This is a genomic window from Methyloversatilis sp. MC4-4, assembly GCF_049843555.1.
Taxonomy (GTDB): Bacteria; Pseudomonadota; Gammaproteobacteria; order Burkholderiales; family Rhodocyclaceae; genus Methyloversatilis; species Methyloversatilis discipulorum_B.
The window spans coordinates 188,835-212,698 of the sequence record NZ_JBBHZK010000003.1; the positions used below are offsets into that span (position 1 = coordinate 188,835).

At 66.6% G+C, this 23,864-nt stretch carries 18 protein-coding genes; 13 read left to right on the forward strand and 5 right to left on the reverse strand.

What is annotated here, in order from left to right; translation table 11 throughout:
- Nucleotides 1-17 precede the first annotated feature (17 nt).
- Nucleotides 18-572 (reverse strand): peptide-methionine (S)-S-oxide reductase MsrA, encoded by a 555-nt coding sequence (msrA, locus tag WDZ97_RS13925; protein ID WP_425763138.1) that lies wholly within the window; start codon nucleotides 570-572, stop codon nucleotides 18-20.
- A 165-nt stretch (nucleotides 573-737) separates the two neighbouring features.
- Here msrA and WDZ97_RS13930 point away from each other — a divergent pair, with 165 nt between their 5' ends.
- From WDZ97_RS13930 to WDZ97_RS13980, 11 genes are all read left to right on the forward strand, one after another.
- Complete coding sequence (locus tag WDZ97_RS13930; RefSeq protein WP_019916915.1) at nucleotides 738-1,757, forward strand: AAA family ATPase; 1,020 nt, start codon at nucleotides 738-740, stop codon at nucleotides 1,755-1,757.
- A gap of 14 nt (nucleotides 1,758-1,771) precedes the next feature.
- Nucleotides 1,772-2,623 (forward strand): DUF58 domain-containing protein, encoded by an 852-nt coding sequence (locus tag WDZ97_RS13935; RefSeq protein ID WP_419543639.1) that lies wholly within the window; start codon nucleotides 1,772-1,774, stop codon nucleotides 2,621-2,623.
- 1 nt (nucleotide 2,624) lies between these two features.
- Nucleotides 2,625-3,686 (forward strand): hypothetical protein, encoded by a 1,062-nt coding sequence (locus tag WDZ97_RS13940; RefSeq protein ID WP_020165745.1) that lies wholly within the window; start codon nucleotides 2,625-2,627, stop codon nucleotides 3,684-3,686.
- A complete protein-coding gene (locus tag WDZ97_RS13945) occupies nucleotides 3,683-4,711 on the forward strand; it encodes a vWA domain-containing protein (RefSeq protein ID WP_020165746.1) in 1,029 nt (342 codons plus the stop codon). Before WDZ97_RS13940 ends, WDZ97_RS13945 begins: the two co-directional genes overlap by 4 nt.
- A complete protein-coding gene (locus tag WDZ97_RS13950) occupies nucleotides 4,708-5,247 on the forward strand; it encodes an MxaK protein (RefSeq protein ID WP_425763139.1) in 540 nt (179 codons plus the stop codon). Before WDZ97_RS13945 ends, WDZ97_RS13950 begins: the two co-directional genes overlap by 4 nt.
- Nucleotides 5,244-6,221: a VWA domain-containing protein gene (locus WDZ97_RS13955; RefSeq protein WP_020165748.1), complete on the forward strand. Its 978-nt coding sequence runs from the start codon at nucleotides 5,244-5,246 to the stop codon at nucleotides 6,219-6,221. Before WDZ97_RS13950 ends, WDZ97_RS13955 begins: the two co-directional genes overlap by 4 nt.
- Before the next feature lie 323 nt (nucleotides 6,222-6,544).
- On the forward strand, nucleotides 6,545-8,347 hold the full coding sequence (locus tag WDZ97_RS13960) for a methanol/ethanol family PQQ-dependent dehydrogenase (protein WP_425763140.1): 1,803 nt from the start codon (nucleotides 6,545-6,547) through the stop codon (nucleotides 8,345-8,347).
- 449 nt (nucleotides 8,348-8,796) lie between these two features.
- Nucleotides 8,797-10,599 (forward strand): methanol/ethanol family PQQ-dependent dehydrogenase, encoded by a 1,803-nt coding sequence (locus WDZ97_RS13965; protein ID WP_425763141.1) that lies wholly within the window; start codon nucleotides 8,797-8,799, stop codon nucleotides 10,597-10,599.
- A 298-nt stretch (nucleotides 10,600-10,897) separates the two neighbouring features.
- Nucleotides 10,898-11,767 (forward strand): quinoprotein dehydrogenase-associated putative ABC transporter substrate-binding protein, encoded by an 870-nt coding sequence (locus tag WDZ97_RS13970; RefSeq protein ID WP_425763142.1) that lies wholly within the window; start codon nucleotides 10,898-10,900, stop codon nucleotides 11,765-11,767.
- 10 nt (nucleotides 11,768-11,777) lie between these two features.
- Entirely contained in the window at nucleotides 11,778-12,815 is a 1,038-nt protein-coding gene (locus tag WDZ97_RS13975) for a S1 family peptidase (protein WP_425763143.1), read from the forward strand.
- Nucleotides 12,816-12,861: 46 nt separating this feature from the next.
- Nucleotides 12,862-13,524, forward strand: coding sequence for a hypothetical protein (locus WDZ97_RS13980; protein WP_304000382.1), 663 nt, complete (start codon nucleotides 12,862-12,864; stop codon nucleotides 13,522-13,524).
- Nucleotides 13,525-13,540: 16 nt separating this feature from the next.
- Here the strand turns inward: WDZ97_RS13980 and WDZ97_RS13985 are convergent, their stop codons facing one another.
- Genes WDZ97_RS13985 through WDZ97_RS14000 form a run of 4 tightly spaced genes read right to left on the reverse strand, consistent with a single transcriptional unit; the run spans nucleotide 13,541 to nucleotide 21,011 of the window.
- On the reverse strand, nucleotides 13,541-15,634 hold the full coding sequence (locus WDZ97_RS13985; protein ID WP_425763144.1) for a putative bifunctional diguanylate cyclase/phosphodiesterase: 2,094 nt from the start codon (nucleotides 15,632-15,634) through the stop codon (nucleotides 13,541-13,543).
- The gene (locus tag WDZ97_RS13990; RefSeq protein ID WP_425763145.1) at nucleotides 15,615-18,404 is read right to left on the reverse strand and encodes a response regulator; all 2,790 of its coding nucleotides are present in this window, start codon (nucleotides 18,402-18,404) and stop codon (nucleotides 15,615-15,617) included. Before WDZ97_RS13990 ends, WDZ97_RS13985 begins: the two co-directional genes overlap by 20 nt.
- Entirely contained in the window at nucleotides 18,401-18,964 is a 564-nt protein-coding gene (locus WDZ97_RS13995; protein WP_425763146.1) for a YfiR family protein, read from the reverse strand. The genes WDZ97_RS13990 and WDZ97_RS13995 overlap by 4 nt, the downstream gene beginning before the upstream one ends.
- Before the next feature lies 1 nt (nucleotide 18,965).
- Nucleotides 18,966-21,011: a TonB-dependent receptor plug domain-containing protein gene (locus WDZ97_RS14000; protein ID WP_425763147.1), complete on the reverse strand. Its 2,046-nt coding sequence runs from the start codon at nucleotides 21,009-21,011 to the stop codon at nucleotides 18,966-18,968.
- 172 nt (nucleotides 21,012-21,183) lie between these two features.
- Here WDZ97_RS14000 and WDZ97_RS14005 point away from each other — a divergent pair, with 172 nt between their 5' ends.
- Together WDZ97_RS14005 and WDZ97_RS14010 are read left to right on the forward strand one after the other, a co-directional pair.
- The gene (locus tag WDZ97_RS14005) at nucleotides 21,184-23,235 is read left to right on the forward strand and encodes a M3 family metallopeptidase (protein WP_425763148.1); all 2,052 of its coding nucleotides are present in this window, start codon (nucleotides 21,184-21,186) and stop codon (nucleotides 23,233-23,235) included.
- 10 nt (nucleotides 23,236-23,245) lie between these two features.
- On the forward strand, nucleotides 23,246-23,824 hold the full coding sequence (locus WDZ97_RS14010; protein ID WP_425763149.1) for a DUF4124 domain-containing protein: 579 nt from the start codon (nucleotides 23,246-23,248) through the stop codon (nucleotides 23,822-23,824).
- Nucleotides 23,825-23,864: the final 40 nt, after the last annotated feature.

Consider the following 23,864-nt stretch of genomic DNA (forward strand, 5'->3'; position numbering starts at 1 on the left):
AAAAGAACGAAGTGTACTCAGCGGAGCTGGGTTTTGACGCGTCCGGCGAACAGTTTGCGCAACTTCGCCACCTTGGGTGCGACCACCGCCATGCAGTAGGGCTGCAGCGGATTGTGTTCGTAATAGGCGACGTGGTGGTCCTCGGCCGGCCAGAACTGCACCGCGCCCTCGATCTGCGTCCGCACCGGCGCGGCATAGGTACCCGCCGCCGTCAGGCGCTCGATGGCGGCGCGCACCGCCTGTCTCTGCGCGTCGTCATGGCAGAAGACGACCGAGCGGTACTGGGTGCCCACGTCGTTGCCCTGGCGGTTCTCGGTGGTCGGGTCGTGCAGCGCGAAGAACACGTCGAGCAGCGCGTCGAAAGTGGTCAGCGAGGCGTCGAAGGTGATGCGCAGCACCTCGGCGTGCCCGGTCTGGCCGGCGCAGACCTGGTCGTAGGTCGGGTTGTCGACGTGGCCGCCGGCATACCCCGGCTCGACCCGTATCACCCCCTCGACCCGGTTGAAAACGGCTTCAAGGCACCAGAAGCAACCTCCTCCAAGAATCGCGGTCTCCGTGGGCACGGCATTCATCGTTCTCCCCCTGTCGTTGGTGTCCCGGTCCTGATCGACCGGGCACTTTCCACGAGGTTCATCCGATGAGACAGATGCCTCGCGCTGCAGCATGCAGACGGGACACAAACCTTGTATCGTGCGTCGCGTTTCCCGTACCCATAAATCGAGCAGGAATCTCCGCTAATGCTCTCTCAGGAAGCCTTGCAGGACTGGCGTGGCCTCGCGCTGCGCGTGGAAGAGGAAGTGCGTCGCGCAGTGGTCGGGCAGGACGACACGCTCCGGTTGATCAACGTTGCGCTGTTCGCCCGCGGCCACGTGCTGCTCGAAGGTGACGTCGGCGTCGGCAAGACCACTGTGCTGCGCGCCTTCGCCCGCGCCATCGGCGGCGACTTCGAGCGCGTCGAGGGTACGGTCGACCTGATGCCGAACGACCTCGTCTATCACACCTATGTAGATAGCGAGGGCAAGCCGCGCATCGAGCCCGGTCCGCTGCTGCGTCACGGCGAACGCCTGACCACCTTCTTCTTCAACGAGATCAACCGCGCCCGCCCGCAGGTGCAGTCGCTGCTGCTGCGCGCGATGGCCGAGCGCACGCTGTCCGCCTTCAACCGCGAGTACAGCTTTCCGCACATGACGGTTTTCGCCGACCGCAACCGCGTCGAGAAGGAAGAAACCTTCGAGCTGGCCTCCGCGGCACGCGACCGCTTCATGTTCGAACTGCGCATGCTGACGCCGTCGGACGACGACACCCGGCGCGCACTGGTGTTCGATCCGCGCTTCCACGACACCGACGCGCTGATCGACACGGTGACGCCGGGCGTGGTCGACTGGATGCAGATGAACACGATAGGCGCCGCCATCCAGCGGGCGGTGACCGCCTCCGACGCGCTGCAGCGCTACGCGATGGACATCTGGGCGGCCACCAGCGACCCGGTGAAGTACGGCCTGCAGATCGAAGGCGTGGATATGTCGCGGCTGATCCTGGCCGGAGCCAGCCCGCGCGGCATGGGCATGCTGATGCGCGCCGCGCGCGTGGTCGCCTGGTTCAGCGGACGCGACTACCTGACGCCGGAAGACATCCGCGCCGTGCTGCCGTCGACGCTGGTGCATCGCGTCTTCTTCACCCCGGTGTACGAACTGCGCCGCGCCGAACTGGCCGATGCGCTGATCGCGCAGATGCTGGAGCGGGTCGCCACGCCCTGAGTCACGCCGCCGCCATGAGTTTCCAGCGCGACTTTCACTACCGCATGCCGATGCGGGTCGGCGGCCAGCGCCCGGGCGCGCACCGCAGCTCGACCACCGGCAGCGGCCAGGAATTCATCGCCCACCAGACGCTGTTCGACCGGCCGGACCCGCGACGGCTCGACCTGCGCGCCAGCATCCGCGACCCGGAAGGGCGCTGGCTGGTGCGGGTGAACCGGCAGCGCGCTGGCATTCCGGTCTATCTGCTGGCCGACGTGTCGGCATCGATGGCTTTCGGCTCGGCGGCGAGCAAGATCCAGCGGATGTCGGAATTCGCGCTGTCGCTCGGCGACTCGGTGTTCCGCACCGGCGACGCGCTGGGCATGCTGGCCTACGACGCGAGCGAGCGTACCGACCTGATGCTGGCGCCGATGCATTCGCGCGGCGCCGGCGTCATGATGGCCGAATCGCTGGCCCGCGCCCGCGCCGACCAGCCCTCGACCGCCGGCATCTTCCAGGCCTGTTCGCGCATCGCCGGCAAGCAGGCGCTGGTCTTCCTCGCTTCCGATTTCCACGCGCCACTGGAACAGACTTCGGCCGCACTCGACCTGCTGTCGCACGCCTACGTCGTGCCGATGGTGATCTGGGACGAGGTCGAGCCGAAGGCGCCGGAGGGCGAAGGTCTGCTCGCGCTGCGCGACATCGAGAGCGGACGCCGCCGCGGCCTGTGGCTGCGGCCGCAGATACGCCGCCGCTGGGAGGACGCTTTCGCCGAGCGGCGCGAGGCGCTCGAAAAACTGTTCTCGTCGCGCGGTGTCCGCCCCTTCTACATGACCGGCCGCTTCGACGCGGACGCGCTGTCACGCTATTTCTTCGAGGCCGTCTGACATGCCTTCCTTCTGGAGACTGCGCCTGCTGAGCGCCTGTGCGGCGCTGGCCCTGATCTGCTGTGGCGCCACCCAGGCGCAGGACACAACACCGCCGGCACCTGCCGCCGGTACCGATGCAGCGGCTGCTCCGGACACGCCGCCGCAGCCCACCGGCTACGTCATTCCGCCGCCGCCGGACCCGGCTGCGGCCCCCGCCGAGCCCGCTGCAGCGCCGGCCGAACCGGCGGCCGACGTGGCCGCACCGGCTGCGCCCGCGATCTCGGCCGTCAATCCTGAGGTCGATCCGCTGCGCCCCTTCGGTTACGTCATCGGTGACATCGTGACGCAGCGGGTGGTGCTGGAATACGACGGCAAACCGCTCGAACTGGGCGCGCTGCCGCCGCTGGAGCGCACCGGCAACTGGTTCGAGCGCCGCGACGCACGTATCGAGCGCGACGCGGCCGGCCGCCGCTGGCTGGTGCTGGACTACCAGATCATCAACGTGCCGGAAGAGCTGCGCGCGATCGAACTGCCCGCGCTCGACATCGAAACCGCGGTATCGGGTCGCCGCCTGCAGACCACGCCGATGCCGCTGACGGTGGCGCCGCTCACGCCCAATGTGGTGCTGGCGCGCGCCGGACTGGAAGAGATGCGACCGGACGACCCGGCGCCGCACATCGACACCGCGCCCTACGAACGCGGGCTGCACGCCGCGCTGTATGCGGGCGCGCTGCTGGTGGCGCTGTGGGCCGCCCTGGCCCTGCTGCGCCAGTTCAACGCGCGGCGGCGCCTGCCGTTCTCGCGTGCCCAGCGCGACATCGCGCGGCTGGATGCCGGTTCGATCGAGGTCTGGCGCCGGCTGCACCGCGCGCTCGACGACACCGCCGGCCAGGTGGTGCGCGATCACAACCTGCCGCTGCTGCTCGCCCGCGCGCCGTGGTTGGCCCCGCTGGAAGCCGACCTGCGCCGCTTCTTCGAGGCTTCGCAGACACGCTTCTTCGCCGACCGTGCGGTCGACGGCGTGGAGCCGCGCACGCTGTGTGCGCAGGCGGCGAAACTGGAACGCAGCGCGCTGGCATGAACGATCTGGTCCTGAACCTGTGGCCCGGTGCGCTCGAACTGACCGCGCCGCTGTGGCTGCTCGCGCTGCCGCTGGCGCTGCTGCCGCTGTGGCCGCGGCGACGCCATTCGCTCGATTACGGCTGCATAGACTGGCTGCCGCGCGATGCGCTGGGTAATGCCGTGCTGCGCGGCGGTCGCATCGCCGCTGCGCTCGCCATCGTGGCGGCGGTGCTCGGCCTGGCCGGGCTGGCCCAGCCGGCAACCGAACAGCAGCGCACCGGCCGCGGCGCCGAAATCGTCATCGTGCTCGACCGCAGCCGCAGCATGGACGAACCGCTGCTGCCCAAGGGCCGGCAACCGTCGATCGACACCACGGCGGAGGCCAAGGGCAAGGTGGCGCGTCGCCTGCTCGCGGAGTTCGCGGCACGACGCCCCGAGGATCGCTACTCGCTGCTGCTGTTCAGCTCGTCGCCGATGCTGGTCGTGCCCTTCACCCAGCACGGCGACGTGGTGCAGGCCGGCATCGAGGCCGGCGGCATCGGCCGCGGTCTGTCGGAGACCGACATCGGCCGCGCCTTGCTGGCCGGCGCCGAACAGTTCGACCGCCGCGCCTATTCCGGCAGCCGCATCCTGCTGCTGGTGTCGGACGGCGCAGCGCAGATCGACGACGAAATGCGCGGCAAGATCCGCCGCGCCTTCGAACGCAACCGCGTCGCCGTCTACTGGGTGTTTATCCGCTCGGCGCTGAGCCTGGGCCTGAACGCGGACGAGAACGACGGCAACGTGCCGGAGGCGGCATTGCACAAGTTCCTGAAATCGACCGGCGTGCCCTACGAGGCGTTCGAGGCCGAAGACCCGGAGGCGGTCAAGCAGGCGGTGGCCGAGGTCGATCGTCAGCAGAACCTGCCGCTCGACTACGTCGAACGCATTCCGCGGCGCGATTTTTCGGGCTGGTGCTTCGCGCTGGCTCTGCTCGCCGGCGCGATCGCACTGGCCTGCCGTCTGATCACGCGGCCGGCATGGAAAGAGGAGTTGCAGTCATGAAGTTGCGCAGTGTCGCGTCCCTGCTCGCCGCGGGCATCGCGGTCAGCGTCGCGGTGGCGGCCTGGGAGGGCTACCGCCTGTCCAAGGCCCGCGATTTCAATCGTCTGGTCGATAGCGGCATCGATGCTGCCGCGACTCAGGACACCCCGCAGGCCGAGTTCGCGCGCGCGCTGTCGCTGGCGGCGCGCAACGACTACGAGGGCGCGGTGCGCGCCTACAAGGATCTGTCGCGCAGCACCGACGGCGCGTTGCTGCAGTCGGTGCTGTACAACCTCGGCAACCTGCATCTGCGTGAAGCATTGCAGTTCGGGCCGGAAAGCATAGGCAAGTCGCTGCCGCTGGCCGAGCTGGCGAAGTCGAGCTACCGCGAGCTGCTGCGTCTGAACCCGCAGCACTGGGACGCCAAGTACAACCTCGAACGGGCACTGCGCCTGGCACCCGAGCGCGAAAGCGCGATCGAGGAAGGCCCGCCGCTGCCGCAGAACAGCGAGCGGGCGGTGACGACGATGAAAGCCTTCACGCTGGGCCTGCCATGATCGCGACGACGCGACAACTGCTGGCGCGTGCGCGCAGCCCGCAGGCGCGGCCGCTGACGGTGGCGGTGCTGCTGTTCGGGCTCGCCGCCGTGCTGCCGCCGGTGTCGCTGCCGGGTCGCAGCTACACGCACATGGTGGTGCTGGACATCACGCAGAGCATGAACACGCGCGACTACGAGCTGGACGGCAAGCCGGTCGACCGCCTGACCTATGCCAAGCACAGCCTGGCCGAGTCGCTGCGCGCCCTGCCCTGCGGTTCGCGCATCGGCTGGGGCGTGTTCTCGGAGTACCGGCTGCTGGCGCTGATGACGCCGGTCGAGGTGTGCAGCAACTATCACGAACTGCTGGCGACGCTGTCCAGCATCGACGGGCAGATGTCCTGGGCCGGCGCCAGCGAGGTGTCGAAAGGCCTGTTCTCATCGATCCGTGCGCTGAAGGATCTGGAACAGAAGCCGTCGCTGGTGTTCGTCACCGACGGTCACGAGGCGCCGCCGCTGCACCCGAAGATACGCCCCTCCTTCGACGGCGAACCGGGCGCGGTCAAGGGGCTCATCGTCGGCACCGGTGGCAGTGCACTGAGCCCGATCCCGAAGTTCGATCCGGACGGCCGCCCGCTCGGCTACTGGCGTGCCGACGAGGTGTCGCAGACCGACACGGCGACGCGCGGGCGTACCGGCTCGAGCGCCAATGGCGAGGCGATGGTGGACGAGTCCGGTCAGGCCGTGGCACAGCAGGCGGTGGTCGCCGGCACCGAGCATCTGTCCAGTCTGAAGTCGCCGCACCTGCGCGAACTGGCGTCGCAGACCGGCATGGCTTACCACACGCTGGCCGACGCCGACGGACTGGCGGCCGCGCTGACCGATCCCGAACTCGGTCGCACGCAGTCGGTGCCGACCCGTCTGGGCTGGCTGCCGGCGCTGCTCGGCGTGCTCAGCCTCGCCTGGGGTTTCCGCCCGGACCGTTTCCGGCGCTGAGCCGGCGCTCCGGCCCGCGTCTGCCGGCAGACGTTGCATATCGCCACACCCCGGATTCCGGTCGGCGTCCCGCTCGAATGACAGCGGCACGGACGCCTCCGCCAACCCCTTGAATCCGGGATATATCCCCGTTTTGACCGTGAATCTGTCCCGACATCGGGGCATCCAGGCTCTTGCTCGGGGGATTCCATCCCGTCGTTGCATTCTGCGATGTATAAGTCCATAACCCGTCAACAGAGAGCCACTTATGGGCTCCGGCGGGGGCCGCCGGTCCGGGCCGTTCAGGCGTGGGCCATTGGGAAAGCAACGAGGAGAAACACCCCATGTCCGTGAAGATGAAACAACTGCCCCTGTGGCTCGCCGCGCTCGCCGTTCCGGGCGCAGCGATGGCCAACGCCGATCTGGCGAAACTGATCAAGGATCCGAAGAACTGGGCCATGCAGGCCGGCAACTTCGAGAACCAGCGCTACAGCACGCTGAACCAGATCAACAAGAAGAACGTCAAGGATCTGAAGGTGGCGTGGACCTTCTCGACCGGTGTGCTGCGCGGCCACGAGGGCGGCCCGCTGGTGATCGGCGGCATGCTGTTCGTGCACTCGCCCTTCCCCAACAAGGTGTTCGCGATCGATCTGGAAACCCAGAAGATCGTTTGGAAGTACGAGCCCAAGCAGGACCCGTCGGTGATTCCGGTCATGTGCTGCGACACGGTTAACCGTGGTCTCGCCTACGCCGAAGGCAAGATCCTGCTGCAGCAGGCCGACACCGTGCTGGTCGCGCTCGACGCCAAGACCGGCAAGAAGCTGTGGGACGTGAAGAACGGCGATCCGAAGATCGGCGAGACGAACACCCAGGCTCCGCACGTGTTCAAGGACAAGGTGATCACCGGCATTTCCGGCGGCGAGTTCGGCGTGCGCGGCCGTGTGACCGCCTACGACCTGAACACCGGCAAGATGGTGTGGAAGGGCTACTCGACCGGCCCCGACGCAGAAATGCTGATGGACCCGGAAAAGTCGATGACCTGGACCAACGGCAAGATGGCGCCGGTAGGCAAGGATTCGTCGCTGAAGACCTGGCAGGGCGACCAGTGGAAGATCGGCGGCGGTTCGACCTGGGGCTGGTACTCGTACGACCCGCAGGAAAACCTGATGTATTACGGCACCGGCAACCCGTCGACCTGGAACCCGTCGCAGCGTCCGGGCGACAACAAGTGGTCGATGACCCTGTGGGCGCGTGACGTCGACACCGGCAAGGTGCGCTGGGTTTACCAGATGACCCCGCACGACGAGTGGGACTTTGACGGTGTGAACGAGGTCATCCTTGCCGACATCGACGTCAAGGGCAAGAAGCGCAAGGTTGCCGTCCACTTCGACCGCAACGGCTTTGCCTACACGCTGGATCGCGTGACCGGCGAACTGCTGGTGGCCGAGAAGTTCGACCCCAAGGTGAACTGGGCCACCCACGTGGACATGGTGACCGGCCGCCCGCAGGTGGTTGCCAAGTACTCGACCCGCCTGAACGGCGAGGACGTGAACAGCAAGGGCATCTGCCCGGCCGCACTCGGCACGAAGGACCAGCAGCCGGCGTCGTTCAACCCGAAGAACGGTCTGTTCTACGTCCCGACCAACCACGTCTGCATGGACTACGAGCCGTTCCGCGTCGAATACACCGCGGGCCAGCCCTACGTCGGCGCGACGCTGTCGATGTACCCGGCCCCGGGCAGCCACGGCGGCATGGGTAACTTCATTACCTGGGACGCCGGCAAGGGCAAGATCGTCCAGTCCAAGCCGGAGAAGTTCTCGGTGTGGTCGGGCACCCTGGTCACGGCCGGTGGCATCGCCTGCTACGGCACGCTCGAGGGCTACCTCAAGTGCGTCGACGCCGACGACATCACGAAGGAACTGTACAAGTTCAAGACCCCGTCCGGCATCATCGGCAACGTGACGACCTGGGAATTCAAGGGCAAGCAGTACATCGGCATCCTGTCGGGTATCGGTGGCTGGGCCGGTATCGGTCTGGCAGCCGGCCTGGAGAAATCCACCGACGGTCTGGGCGCCGTCGGCGGCTACGCCGAACTGGCCAACTACACCGAGCTGGGTGGCGTCATGACGGTGTTCGCACTGCCCTGATCCGCTGTCTGTCCTGGACAACCGGCCCGAGCGGCCGGTGATCGAGCGGCACTTCGCTTATCCGCGAAGTGCCGTTTTTTTTCGTCCAGACTGCCTCATTTTTAAGCAACACCAAGTGTTCCGTTCCGGAACGTTCCGGCGTGACACAGTGTCGGCGGCGCTGTTGCGCGCTGCAACATCCAGCGATTTTTTCCATGTTGCAGCGCGCCACAAGCGAGGGCAATCATCCCGACCAAACGCAATTTGGAAGCCAGGGAGCACGTTCATCAATCTTCGTCAAGTTTAAAATTTTAAGATCTTGCGGGGAAAACTTCCCGCTGTTCAAAAATCGTGTGCTATATCTTCATTACCTCGACGCCCGGGGGCACTTATGGGCGTCGCAGGGCAACAGCGGCCGGAGCCTTCGACATGGGGTCCGGTCACATTTTGGTAGCAATGAGGAGGAGCCTATGTCTAGCAAGATGAAACAACTGCCCCTGTGGGTCGCCGCACTGGCCATCCCGGGCACTGCGCTCGCTAACGCTGACGTCGCCAAGCTGATCAAAGACCCGAAAAACTGGGCAATGCAAGCTGGCAACTTCGAGAACCAGCGTTACAGCACGCTGAACCAGATCAATAAGAGCAACGTCAAGAACATGAAGGTGGCCTGGACCTTCTCGACCGGCGTTCTGCGCGGTCACGAAGGCGGCCCGCTGGTGATCGGCGACACCCTGTTCGTGCACTCCCCCTTCCCCAACAAGGTTTTCGCAATCGATCTGGAAACCCAGAAGATCAAGTGGAAGTATGAGCCGAAGCAGGATCCGTCCGTGATCCCGGTGATGTGCTGCGACACGGTTAACCGTGGTCTCGCCTACGCCGAAGGCAAGGTGTTCCTGCAGCAGGCAGACACCATGCTGGTCGCGCTCGACGCCAAGACCGGCAAGAAGCTGTGGGAAGTCAAGAACGGCGACCCGAAGGTTGGTGGCACCAACACCAACGCCCCGCACGTGTTCAAGGATAAGGTCATCACCGGTATCTCCGGCGGTGAATTCGGTATCCGCGGCTACGTCGCTGCCTACGACATCAACACCGGCAAGCAGGTGTGGAAGGGCTACTCGACCGGCCCCGACGCAGAAATGCTGATGGACCCGGAAAAGACCATGACCTGGACCAACGGCAAGATGGCGCCGGTGGGCAAGGATTCGTCCCTGAAGACCTGGCAGGGCGACCAGTGGAAGATCGGTGGCGGCACGACCTGGGGCTGGTACTCGTACGACCCGCAAGAGAACCTGATGTACTACGGTTCGGGCAACCCCTCCACCTGGAACCCGTCGCAGCGCCCGGGTGACAACAAGTGGTCGATGACCCTGTGGGCCCGTGATGTCGATACCGGCAAGGCACGCTGGGTTTACCAGATGACCCCGCACGACGAGTGGGACTTTGACGGCATCAACGAAGTCATCCTGGCTGACGTCGATGTCAAGGGCAAGAAGCGCAAGGTTGCGGTCCACTTCGACCGTAACGGCTTCGCCTACACGATGGACCGCGTGTCCGGCGAACTGCTGGTGGCCGAGAAGTACGATCCGAAGGTGAACTGGGCGACCCACGTCGACATGAACACCGGCCGTCCGCAAGTCGTGGCCAAGTACTCCACCCGTCAGAACGGTGAAGACGTGAACACGAAGGGCGTCTGCCCGGCAGCTCTGGGTACCAAGGACCAGCAACCCGCTGCGTTCAGCCCGAAGAATGGCCTGTTCTACGTGCCGACCAACCACGTCTGCATGGACTACGAGCCGTTCCGCGTTGAGTACACCGCTGGCCAGCCGTACGTCGGCGCCACCCTGTCGATGTTCCCGGCCCCGGGCAGCCACGGCGGCATGGGCAACTTCATCACCTGGGACGCTGGCAAGGGCAAGATCGTCCAGTCCAAGCCGGAGAAGTTCTCGGTGTGGTCGGGCGCCCTGGTCACGGCCGGTGGCATCGCCTGCTACGGCACGCTCGAGGGCTACCTCAAGTGCGTCGATGCTGACGACATCAACAAGGAACTGTTCAAGTTCAAGACGCCGTCCGGCATCATCGGCAACGTCAACACCTGGGAATACAAGGGCAAGCAGTACATCGGCATCCTGTCGGGCATTGGTGGCTGGGCCGGTATCGGTCTGGCAGCCGGTCTCGAGAAGCCGACCGATGGTCTGGGCGCCGTGGGTGGCTACGCCGAACTGGCGAGCTACACCGAACTGGGTGGCGTGATGACGGTGTTCGCACTGCCGTAATCCGGCACAGCACAAGGAGGGCGTCTGAGGCGCTCTCCCGTCTGATCCTGAACTGGCACCTCGCGGCAACGCAGGTGCCAGTTTTTTTGCCCGGATGGCGCCTGGACCGAGCGCATCCGCCCTGCTGCCACCGATCGTGAAGGCGCCCCGCGCATCGCGCGCGTGGAACAAATCACCGGAATTCACAAAACAAAATCCCCTCGGTCGATGTCAGACTGTCACCTTGAAGGTTTGGCGCCCGCCACCCCTTCGATAAAAAAGACATCACGCCATATAGACACGGAGGAGAGACCCCAAGATGAAGTATCGACTGTCCGCTGCCCTCGCCCTGGCTGCCGCCACCGCACTCGCCGCGCCGCTCGCTTCTGCCGAAACCGGCGACGACAAGGTGCTGCGTGTCTGCGCCGACCCGAACAATCTGCCGTTGTCGAACGACAAGGGCGAAGGTTACGAAAACAAGATTGCCGAGCTTCTGGCCAAGGATCTCGGCTACAGCCTCGAATACGCCTTCTTCCCGCACCGCATGGGCTTCGTGCGCATGACGCTGCGCGCCAAGCACGAGAAGATTCCGGGCAAGTACAAGTGCGACCTCATCGTCGGTGTCCCGGTCGGTTTCGACATGGGCGCCACGATCAAGCCCTACTACCGCTCGACCTACGCGATGGTGTTCAAGAAGGGGCGCGGTCTGGACGACGTGAAGGTGCCGGACGACCTGCTCAAGCTGCCGCCTGAAAAACTGTCCAAGCTGAAGTTCGGCGTGTTCTCGCAGACGCCGCCGGTGGACTGGCTGCTGCGCAACAAGCTGTTCGACCAGGCCATTTCGTACCAGCGCCAGTCCGGCGATCCGGGCGCCTACCCGGGCGAAATCGTCGAGAAGGATCTGGTCGCTGACAAGCTTGACGTCGCGATGGCCTGGGGTCCGATCGCCGGCTACTTCGCGAAGAATTCCGGCGCCACTGACCTGGTCACCGTCGGCTTTCCGCCGGAAAACAACGTCAAGTTCGACTACGCGATCACGATGGCGGTGCGTTACGGCGAGAAGGACTGGAAGAACAAGATCGAGGAGTCCGTCCAGCGCAACCTGCCGGGCATCCAGGCCATCCTGACCTCCTACGGTGTGCCGCTGATCGACGAATCGCAGGCCAGCCACACCGCGGCAGATCGCTGAGACCCGGGTCGTGTCGACGTACTTCCGCCTGACCGCGACCCTGCTGCTCACCGCCTTGCCGTCGTTGGCGAGCGCGTTGGGCGAGCGGGACATCGCGGCGCTGATCAGCCTGCGCCCCAGCGTGCTGAAGGTGGAAGCGTCCGATGCCCGCGGCAACGTGGGTGTCGGCACCGGCGTGGCGGTGGCACCGGGCGTCATCGCCACCGCCTGTCACGTCACTGCCAGAGCAAGCACGCTGCGTGTGGTGTCCAACGGCGAGCGCATGCAGGTGAGCAGCCAGCGGGCGATGGTCGCGCGCGACCTGTGCCTGCTCGAGGTGCCGGGTGCTGCACAGGTGCCACCGGTACCGCTGCGTGACACGCCGCTCAAGCCGGGCGAGGAGCTGGTGGCACTCGGCTACATCCTCGGCGCGGCGCCACGCGTCAGCAACGGAACGGTATTGCGTCTACATGCACACGACGGTGCGCAGGTGATCCAGAGCACCACCCCTTTTACCTCGGGCGCCAGTGGCGGTGGCATGTTCGACCGCGACGGCCGCCTCGTGGGCCTGATGACGTTCAAGTTCCGCGCCGGCACCGACAATCAGTTCTCCGTACCGGTCGCCTGGATCGCCGAGGCGCTGAAGTTGCCGCCCGGCCCGGAGGTCGCACCGCTCGACGGCCGCCCGTTCTGGGACGCTCCGGAGCCGGCGCTGCCCGCCTTCCTGCAGACGCTGCGCCTCGAAGCGGAAGGTCGTTGGGCCGACCTGGAACGCCTCGCGCGTGACTGGATCGCCGGCGATCAGCGCAATGCCTCCGCCTGGCACGCGCTCGGCCGCGCACAGGCCGGGCGCGGCATCGACGCGACAGCCGCCTTTGCACGCGCCGACGCACTCGAAAGCAACAACCCCGTTTTCATCAGCGACCTGGCAGTGGCGCAGTACCGGACGAATGATCAGGCCGCCTTTGCCAGTGCGCGCGCCCGCCTCGAGCGCATCGCGCCGACCGCCGTCGAAGCCCTCGACGCGCGCGTCAACGCCTGCGCCGGTGGCGCGTCAACGATGTGCTGAATTCACCCCAGAACGGGCACAGACCCGGCAATCACGAGGAGTCACCATGAAGTTCCGCCCCACCCTTCCCGCCCTGCTGTTCGCGCTGTTCGCATCGATCGGCATCGCTCACGCAGAGCCGAGCCAGGAAATCACCGAAGCCGAGAAGCAGTTGTTCATGAACGACCAGATGTCGGCCGTGAAGGCCCCGGCCACGCTCAGCTATTCGTTCAAGCGCAGCGGCAGCCAGGAGGCCGCGTTTCAGGACACGGTCGAAGTGCGCGTCAGCGAGGAAAAAGGCACCCGCAAGGTGAGCACCAGCTGTCTGAGCGGCGTCCGCAAGACCGAAATCCCGGAGATCGATGCCGCGCAGAGCAACCCGGCCCTGATGTGCTTCCTCGAACGCGACATCCGTGAAATGGAACGGCTGACCGGCGGCAAGTCGAACTACTTCCGCAAGCGCATTCGCCTGGCACTGGCCGAAGGACCGAAGGCCACGCCGGTCAAGGTGAGCTTCGGCGGCAAGACGGTGGACGCGAAGGAATATCGCATCACGCCTTACCGCGACGATCCGAACAAGCAGAAATTTCCGAAGTACCTCGGCAAGACCTATATCTTCGTGCTGTCCGACGCCGTGCCCGGTGGCATCTACCGCGTGGACACCGTGGTGCCGGATGGCAACAACGTCCTGATCGAGGAAGACATGGTGCTGGCTGGCAGCAAGGGCTGAACCTGACCGGTGCCGCTCAGGCGTAGCGCGGCACCGCCCCGAGCAGCTGGGCGAATCCCTCGGCCGGCAGCGGCTTCGAGAACAGGTAGCCCTGCATCAGGCCGCAACGACGGCTGCACAGGAAGTCTCGCTGTGCAGTCGTTTCGACCCCTTCCGCCACGACGCCCAGACCGAGCGCATTCGCCAGCGCCAGAATGGCTTCGACGATGGACGCGCTGCTGCCGTCTTCCGGCAGATCGCGGACGAAGCTGCGGTCGATCTTCAGCAGGTCGATCGGGAACTGCTTCAGCGTGGACAGCGACGAATAGCCGGTGCCGAAGTCGTCGATCGATAGCTTCAGACCGATCGCCTTCAGCGCGCCCAGCGTCTTCATCGCCGCCGCGGGCTCCTGCATCACGGCGCTCTCGGTCAACTCGACGTGCAGATAGCTCGACGGCAGGCCGGTCGATTCCAGCGCGTGCGCGATCGACGTGAGCAGCGAATCCGAGCGGAAGTTGTGCGCCGACAGATTCACCGCGACCGGCACCACCGGCAACCCGGCCTGACGCCATTCCGCCATCTGGCGGCAGGCGGTCAGTACCACCCACTCGCCGAGCGGCACGATGAGGCCGGTTTCCTCGGCCACCGGAATGAACTGCACCGGCGACACCATGCCGCGTTGCGGATGTTGCCAACGCAGCAGTGCCTCGGCCGACACGATGCGGCCGCTGCCGGCGTCGACCTGCGGCTGGTAATGCAGCGAGAACTGACCGCTCTCCAGTGCACGCGCCAGATCCTGCTCCAGCGACAGCCGTTCGACCGCCTGCTGTTGCATCGCTTCGGTGAAGAACTCGTAGGTGTTGCGTCCGCGCTGCTTGGCCGCGTACATCGCCATGTCGGCGTGACGCAGCAGCGTTTCCGGATCGGCGCCGTTGTCCGGGAAGATGGCGATGCCGATCGACGCGGTCACCACCAGTTCGACGTGGGCCACCTGCAGCGGTCGCCCCAGTTCGGCGCAGATGCGCGCCGCCACGCGAGCGGCGTCCTCGGCGCGCGACAGATCGGTCAGCAGCACGGTGAATTCGTCGCCGCCCAGCCGCGCCACCACTTCCTCGTGCAGCGAATCGTCGTGCGCCACCAGATCGGCGGAGCGGATGGACGCGAGCAGCCGGCTCGCCACCTCGCGCAGTATCTGGTCGCCCAGCGTGTGACCATAGCTGTCGTTGATGCGCTTCAGGCGATCCAGATCGAGATAGAGCAGCGCGCAGCGCGAGCCGGTGCGCTGCGAGCGCGCCAGTGTGTGGTCCAGCATTTCACGGAACATCTGGCGATTGGCCAGACCGGTCAGGCTGTCGTGGTAGGCGAGGAAGCGGATGCGTCGCTGCGCCTGCTCGCGCTCGGTCACGTCCTGCGTGACGCCCTCGATGCGCACCACGCGGCCGAATTCGTCGCGCACCGGCAGCGCCTGCTCGTACAGCGTCACCACGGTGCCCTCGTCGCGCTGCACGCGGAAACTCATCTGGTAGGCCTCGCCTTCGCGGGCGCGCTCCATCGCCTCGCGCAGATGCTGACGGTCCGGGCTGAGCACGCGCGACAGCAGACCGAAGGGCTCCTCGTGCAGCGAACTGGGCGTGTCGCCCCACAGGTCGAGGCAGATCTTGCTGCGCTCGCAGCGATCCTCGTCGACATGCCACAGCCAGCCGCCCAGTCTGGCGACGCGCTGGGCAACCGCCAGCCGGCGCTCCGACGTTTCGAGGTCGGCGACGGTGTGAGCCGCACGCAATGCGTAGCGCACACGATAGACGAGCAGGGTCCAGTTCAGGGGCTTGGTGACGAAATCGGTGGCGCCCAGCGAGTAGGCGCTGTCGATCGAGTGCGTGTCGTCCATGCCGGTGAGCATGATGATGGGCAGCGAACGCCCGTGCGGCCGCTCGCGCATCTGTCGGCACACCTCGAAGCCGTCGATGCCGCCCAGACTCACGTCGAGCAGCACCAGCGAGAACTCGTGGCGGTCAAACAGGTCGAGCGCCTGTTCGCCGTCCGCGGCCTCCATCACCTCGAACCCCGAGGCGATCAGCGCCTCTGCCGCCATCAGGCGGACCATCACATCGTCATCGACCAGCAATATCACCGTCGGCTCCCGTCGCATCCGGCGCGCATGCAGCGCCCTGTGTCGTCATCAAATATTCCAGAGCGCTGCATGTCTGCAGCAGAATCTGCTCGAATGTGCGCTGTGCCACGTCGTCGAAGTCGACGCGGCCGGTACGGGCTGCGTTCTCGATCTCGCGCGCCCTCTCATAGACCAGGCGGGCCCCGAGCGCACCGCTCGAGCTCTTGAGCCGATGCGCTGCCGCCCGCAGCGCCGGCGCGTCGCCGCTCGCCGCGGCCGCCTGCATCGCCGCGAGACTGATCGACGACTCGCGACGGAACAACGCAGTCATGCGTGTCATCAGCCCCGAACCATTGCTGCGCATGCCGGGCACGCTGAACAACTGTACTTCGTCGATCAGGGTCGCCGCCATCGCGCCCGCCATCGGCGTCGCATCGGCCACGCCCTCCTTGCGGACGTAGCGCACCACCATCCTGTTCAGTTCGCGCAGCGGCAGCGGCTTGGGCAGGTAATCGGTCATGCCGGCCTCGATGCAACGTTCGCGGTCGCCGCGCAAGGCGTTGGCCGTCAGCGCGACGATGGGCACCGGGGTCCGTCCGGCGTCCTGCTCGAATTCGCGGATACGCCGCGTCGCCTGGAAGCCGTCCATTACCGGCATCTGGCAATCCATCAGCACCAGATCGAACACGGTCTGTTCGACCGCTTCGCACGCCTGGACGCCGTTGTCCGCGGTGCTGACGCGATAGCCCAGTTCGCGCAGCATCTCGACCGATATCTCGCGATTGACCGGATGGTCATCCACCAGCAATACGGAAATCGGCCGCGCATCCGGTGCGGCGGCCGATGGAGCGACATCGGCCGAAACATGGCGCGGTGGCGTGTCGCCGCCCAGGACGGACTGCAGCTCACCACGCAGCACCGGTTTGCGCAGCGTGGCCATTGGCGGTTCGACGACCTCGGGGTCGGCAAAGCCCTGCACGCAGACGAACAGAGGCGGCTCGGCCAGGCGCTGCGCGAGCACACCGGCCAGCGTGGGCGCATCGCCGTCCGGAAGCTTCTGCGCACACAGCACCGCGTCGAACGGCAGGCCGCAGAAGTACGCATGCATCAGCGCCGCCATCGCACCGTGCGCGTCAGCACAGCGCGCATGCTCGACGCCCAGTTCGTCAAGCATGTCCGCCAGCGTCCGCGCAGCGCGCGGCACCGGATCGACGACGAGTACCCGGCGCACCGTGCTCGGCGGCAGCGGCGACGACGAACGCACGCCGGCGATGTCGAACGGCAGCACGAACCAGAATCGCGTGCCGTAGCGTGGCACGCTGCAGAAACCGATGGCCCCCTTCTGCAGCAGGATCAGTTCGCGCGTGATCGCCAGCCCGAGGCCGGTGCCCCCGTACTGGCGGGTGGTCGAACTGTCGCCCTGCGAGAAGGCCTCGAAGATGTCCGCTTCGGCCACCGCCGGAATGCCGGCGCCGGTATCGATCACATCGACATGCAGCACGGCGCGACCGGGCCGTGCCTGCTGGTCGGCGCCTGTGGTCGACACATCGACCAGTACCTCACCGCTCGCAGTGAACTTCACCGCGTTCGACACCAGGTTCACCAGCACCTGGCGCAACCGGTGCGGATCTCCGATCAGCGCCCGCGGCAGCGCCGGATCGATGCGCAGCGACAGCTCGATGCCACGTGCCCGTGCGCTGTCGGCGAACAGCATGACCACATCCTCGACCACCTGGCGCGGAAAGAACACGACCTTTTCCAGCGTCAGCTTGCCCGCCTCGATCTTGGAGAAGTCGAGCACGTCGTTGATCACGCGCAGCAGCGATTCGGCCGAGCCGGCGATACCTTCGACATAGCGCCGCTGACGGTCGTCGAGGCGGGTGCGTTCGAGCAGACCGGCCATGCCGATGACACCGTTCATCGGCGTGCGGATTTCATGGCTCATGTTGGCGAGGAAGCGGCTCTTCGCCTCGTTTGCCGCCTCGGCCTGTTCCTTCGCCACCCGCAGCTCGCTGGTCCGCGCCTCGACTTCGCTTTCCAGGCGGTCGCGATGGCCGCGCAGTTCGGCGTCGCGCAGCGCGATCTCGTGCAGCATTTCGTTGAATCGATCGGTGAGCTGGCCGATCTCATCATTGGCCAGGCGCGGCACCGCCACGTCGTAGCGACGCTCGTCGACCACCCGGCGCGCCGATGCGATCAATGCCTGCACCGGATCGGTCACCCGCCGCTGCATGCCGGCCGACAGCCGGTAGGCGAGCAGGAAGGACAGCGCAGTGGCGATGCCATTGATCAGCATGGTGGTGGCAACCCGGCTCCACAGCGGCAGCAGATCGGCCTCCAGCACGATGACGCCGAGGCGCTGATCGTCATCGACCAGCGGCCGCGCGAACAGCAGGCGGGGCGACCACAGCGCACCGATCACCGTCATTTCGTCGATCTGCTGCCCCGGCAGCGGCGGCGGCGCGGACGGCGGGAAGGCAGCGAAGGGCACGCCGTCGTTCAGCTGTATCCAGGCACGCGTCACGGCCTCCACGCTGGACACCGCGGACAGGGTGCCGCGCGCCGCGTCGGGGTCGCTGAAGGCGAGTGCCGACGCGCTGTTGGCACCGATGATGCGCGCGGTCGCGTCGAGCTGATCCACCAGTCGCTCGCGTTCGCCGAGCAGGCCGTTGAGCGAGGTGAGCACGAAGTTGATCACCAGCCCGGTCGCCAGCGACAGCAGCAGCACGCGGCGCAACCGGGCGCGCAGCGGCAGATCGGGCGGCTCGGCGAACAGGCGTGGCAGCTTCATCGGGGCCGCGCTCCAAGGTTGCGCGCCAGTTTCAGCAGCTGCGAACTGGCTTTCAGGTTGGCCCGCTGCAGCGCCGCCTGATTGATGTCGAACTGCAGCCGGTCGCCATTGCGCACGATGCCTATCATGCCGCCGCCATCGACGAAGCCGTCGGCGTCGCTGACCGTCAGCACCGCCTGCGCCGGCACGTGCTTCAGCGCGGCCACCACCCCTCGGTCGCTGCTGTCGCTCAGCACCGCGATGTGGCAACGATCGAGCTCCTCGGGCTGCACATGGCGTCTCACGTGGAAGGTGCGCCCGGCGACGGCCCGTCCGTGGAAGGCGCCCAGCGCGTCGCCGATCGCGCTCGCATCGCCGATCACGCAGGCAACGATCTGCGCCAGCGTGCCCTCCTCGGCCGGCCATTCGATGTACTTGGCGAAGTTGAACACGAAGGCCGCCTTCAGCTGCTCCTCCGGCAGGTGCGGCTGCGCCTGACCGGCCAGCGCACACAGCAGTGCGCCGACGGTGCCGACCCAACGCAGGCAGCGCCGAGCCCGGGTGCGCGTGCGGAGCGTCATGTCAGAAGGACCAGACCGCCTTCACATAGGCGCCGCGTTCAATCGCCAGTGAAGAGGACGGCAGCGTGTCCGCCGCGTAATGCACGCGACGCGCGTGCAGCAGGTTCTGTCCGACCAGCGACAGTTCGAGCCCGCTGCGCGGCGTCCACGCCAGACGCAGGTCGAGATCGGAGAACGACGGAATCCCCGCTGGTTCGACCCGACTGCTGTGGCGCAGCCAGGCATCGAACTTCAGCCGCGACGTCAGGTTCCACAGCGACCGCAGCGACAGGCGGTGTCGCGCATCGGCCGAGTAGATGAAGAAGTTGGTCAGCGGAATGTCGGCGCGAAAGGTGCGGTCCAGCGCCGTCGAGTCGGTGTAGGTGTAGGCGCCGTGCAGCGACCAGTCGGTGACCGGGCGATAGTCCGCCGCCAGTTCGAGACCGTGTGCGCGACTGTCGTCGCTGGCGCGCACTTCGAACTCGGCCAGCAGGGTGGGATCCGGCATCGCCACCACGCCATTGAACACATTCACGTACTCGGCCTGATGACGGTAGCGCGTCGCGAACGCGGCGACATCCACGGTCAGCGGGCCGCTGCGGTAGCGGTAACCCAGCTCCAGCGAGGTGGCGGTTTCGCTGCGCATGTCGTGGCCCCCGCCAGTGCTGCGTATGCGGAAGCCGCCGGCCAGCGGCGGCTGCGGGAAGGGGCCGAGTTCGGCGTTGAAGTCGCGCAGCGCACGCGACGGCTGCCGCGTGGTACGCGACGCCGCCGCCCAGAAGCTGTGCGGGCCGTCCGGCGTGAACATCAGGCGTGCGGTCGGTTGCACTTCCGGCTTGTCCAGATTGCTTTCCTCGACACGGGCGCCGAGCACCAGGTGCAGACGCTCCGGCAGCAGCGTGATGTCGTCCTGCACGAATACGCTGGTCCAGGTAGTGCTGCGGCTCGGCGGCTGGATGAAGCCGCCGATCAGCTGCACGTTCAGCTGGTCCGAGGTATGGCGGTAGCTGGCGCCCCAGATCACGTCATGACGACCGCCCCGCGGCTCGCGCCGCTGGAAGTCGATGTCCAGCGTATTCCGCGCGTCGTCGATCGGGCCGACCGCGTTGTCGACGGCAAAGCTCGAATGCGCGTAGGACGCCTGCAGCGAGTAGTCGGCACCGCTGTCGGCGATGCCGGCATAACGCATCAGCAGATGGTTCTCCTGCGAATCGAAACGGCCGGGTATCGGTGCACCGCCGAAGGTATAGCGCGTCAGATCGAGTTCCTCGCCATGCCGCGTGCTGCTCGCCCCGGCCTGCAGCGTGAAGGTATGGCCGCCGCCGAGCCGGCTTTCCCAGAGCACACCGCCGGCGGTGTTGCGTCCGTCGTCGTAGCCGGCCGAACCATCCGGCCGGTCGCTGGCGTCGCTCAGGCGGCGCTTGGCCCAGATGCGTCCGCTGTGACTGTCGCCAACGCTGAAACCGTGACGCACGGCAAGCCAGCCACGCTGTTCCGTCCCCGCTGCGGCGCTGACCAGCGTGCCCTGCGTGTCCTGCGCGCGGCGGGTGATGATGTTGATCACGCCATTCATTGCGTTGCTGCCCCACAGCGCGCCGCCGGGCCCACGCACCACTTCGATGCGTTCGACGTCCTCCAGCATCAGTTCGCGGTCTTCCCACACGGTGCCGGAGAACAGCGGCGTATAGACACTGCGGCCGTCGACCAGCACCTGCAGCTTGTCGGCGAAGCGGCTGTTGGCCCCGCGCAGCGAAATCGCCCAGCTGCCGGAAGAAATGCGCCCGACCTGCACGCCCGGGGCCATCTGCAGTGCCTCCGGCACCGATGCCGCACCGGAGCGCTCGATGTCCTCGCGCGAAATGACGAACACCGCCGCCGGCGTGCTGCGCAGCGACTGCGGCTTGCGGGCGGCGGTGGTGACCTTGATCTGCAGCAGATCTTCCAGCGCGAGCCCGGCCAGGTCGGCGCTCTCGTCATCTGCGGCAGCCACCGACGACGCGCAGCAGAGTGCCAGCGCGCAGGCGCGCACGCGCAGGGAATCAACTCGCGTCGGACGATGTCTGTTCATGGCTCGGGCTTGTGTTTGCCGCCCCGTCTCCGGACGCGGCTTTATTCTGCATCTGCTTTCGGCATGGAAATGCCCAACTTGAGTGAGCGGCGCGCAGAGCGGGCTAGAATCCCCATTGAAATCCGCGCGCGACCACCGCACGTGTCAACCCGTACCGAACAGTCCGCACACCATGACCACGAATCCATTGCTCGATTTTTCCTCCCTGCCCCGCTTCGATGCGGTGCAGCCCGAACACGTCGCACCGGCCATCGGCGAGCTGCTCAAGCGCTATCAGGCGCTGATCGACGACCTGACTGCGCGCGCCGAGCCCCCCACCTGGGACAGCTTCGCGGCGCCGATCACCGACATGGGCGAGCAGGTGAACCGCGCCTGGGGCATCGTCGGACATCTGCACGGCGTCAATGACGTGCCGGCGTGGCGCGAGGCCTACAACGCGACACTGCCCGACATCACCCGCTTCTACAGCGCGCTCGGCCAGAACCTCGCGCTGTTCGCCAAGTACAAGGCGCTGCGCGAGTCGCCCGAATACGCGACGCTGTCGCCGGCGCGCCAGCGCATCCTCGACAACGAGGTGCGCGATTTCCGCCTGTCCGGCGCCGAATTGCCCGAAGATCAGAAGCCGCGCTTCAAGGAAATCCAGGAAGAACTGGCCGCGCTGTCGGCGAAGTTCAGCGAGAACCTGCTCGACGCGACCAATGCCTTCGCCGAGTACGTCACCGACGAGGCGCTGCTGGCCGGTCTGCCGGAAGACAGCATCGAGGCGGCGCGCGAAGCCGCCCAGCGCGACGAGCGCGATGGCTGGAAGTTCACGCTGCACATGCCGTCCTACCTGCCGGTCATGCAGTACGCCGACAACCGCGAACTGCGCGCCCGCATGTACCGCGCCTACGCCACCCGCGCCTCCGAGTTCGGCGAGGCGGAGCGCGACAACACGCCACTGATCGCCCGCATCCTGGCGCTGCGCGCCGAAGAATCGAAGATGCTGGGCTTCGCCAGCTTCGCCGAGCTGTCGCTGGTGCCGAAGATGGCGGACACGCCGGAACAGGTGATGGACTTCCTGCGCGACCTCGCCGGCCGCGCCCGGCCGCACGCGCAGCGCGACCTCGACGAACTGCGCGCCTTCGCCCGCAACGAATTCGGTCTCGACGAACTGCAGCCCTGGGACATGACCTGGGTGTCGGAAAAGCTGCGCGTGCAGCGCTACGACTTCTCCGAACAGGAAGTGAAGCAGTACTTCCCTGAGCACAAGGTGCTGGAAGGCCTGTTCCGCGTGGTCGAAGGGCTCTATGGCGTCACGATCAAGCCGGACACTGCGCCGGTGTGGCACCCGGACGTCCGCTTCTTCCGTATCGAACGCGACGGAGAACTGGTCGGCCAGTTCTACCTCGACCTGTACGCGCGCGAAACCAAGCGCGGCGGCGCCTGGATGGACGAGGCGATCACCCGTCGCGCGGTCAGCGGCGGCGTGCAGACGCCGGTCGCCTACCTGAACTGCAACTTCCCGTCGCCGGTCGGTGGCAAGCCCGCCACCTTCACCCATGACGACGTGATCACGCTGTTCCACGAAAGCGGCCACGGCCTGCACCACCTGCTCACCCGCGTCGACGACCTGCCGGTGTCCGGCATCCACGGCGTCGAGTGGGACGCGGTCGAACTGCCCAGCCAGTTCATGGAGAACTTCTGCTGGGAATGGGATGTGCTCTCGGGCATGACCGCCCACGTCGACAGCGGCGAGCCGCTGCCGCGCGCGCTGTACGACAAGATGATCGCCGCCAAGAACTTCCAGAGCGGCATGCAGACGCTGCGCCAGATCGAGTTCTCGCTGTTCGACCTGCGCCTGCACCACGACTTCGTACCCGGCGGCGACAAGACCCTGCTGCAGCTGCTCGGCGAAGTGCGCGATGAAGTGGCCGTGGTGCGCCCGCCCGAGTGGAACCGTTTCGCCAACAGCTTCAGCCACATCTTCGCCGGCGGCTATGCGGCCGGCTACTACAGCTACAAGTGGGCCGAAGTGCTGTCGGCCGACGCCTTCGAAGCGTTCGAGGAGGCGCGCGGCGTCGCCGGCACCGTGCTCGACACCGCCACCGGCCGCCGCTTCTGGGACGAAATCCTCGCCGTCGGCGGTTCGCGCCCGGCGCTGGAATCGTTCAAGGCCTTCCGCGGCCGCGAACCCAAACCCGACGCGCTGCTGCGTCACAGCGGCATGGTGGCTGCTGCCTGAGGAGACGATGATGACGCTGCGCAGACTGATCTGCGTGACTATCGCCGGCGCCATGTGCGCCGCACCGGTCCTGGCCCAGACCTACAAGTGGAAGGACGCCCAGGGCCGCACTCACTACTCGGACACACCACCGCCCGCTGACGCGCGTGCGGCGACCGAGAAGAAGCTGCAGCCCAGCGTGGTCGAGCAGGGCGCGAGCTATGCCGAACGCGAGGCGATGAAGAATGCGCCGGTCACGGTCTGGTTCGGCAATGAGTGCGACACGCTGTGCGAGTCGGCGCAGGCGCTGCTGAAGAATCGCGGCATCGCCTACAGCGAACAGCGCATCACCACCGAAGAGCAGAAGCAGGCCTTCGCCACGCGCTTCAAGGTGAAGGAGGCCCGCGTGCCGGCCATCGCCGCGGGTGCCGACCAGCTGATGGGCTTCAGCGCCGACGCCTGGACCCGCCTGCTCGACCGCGCCGGCTACCCGGCCAAGGGCAGTGCCAAGCCGCAGCAACCGAAACCGGCCACCACCGCGCCCGAAGCGCCGGAGGGTGCTGCCGCCGACGGCACCGGCCAGACCGCGGAGCCGCCCGCGCCGCGCTGAAGTCCGCGCCGCCGCAACTGTTCAGTGCCCGGCGCAGATG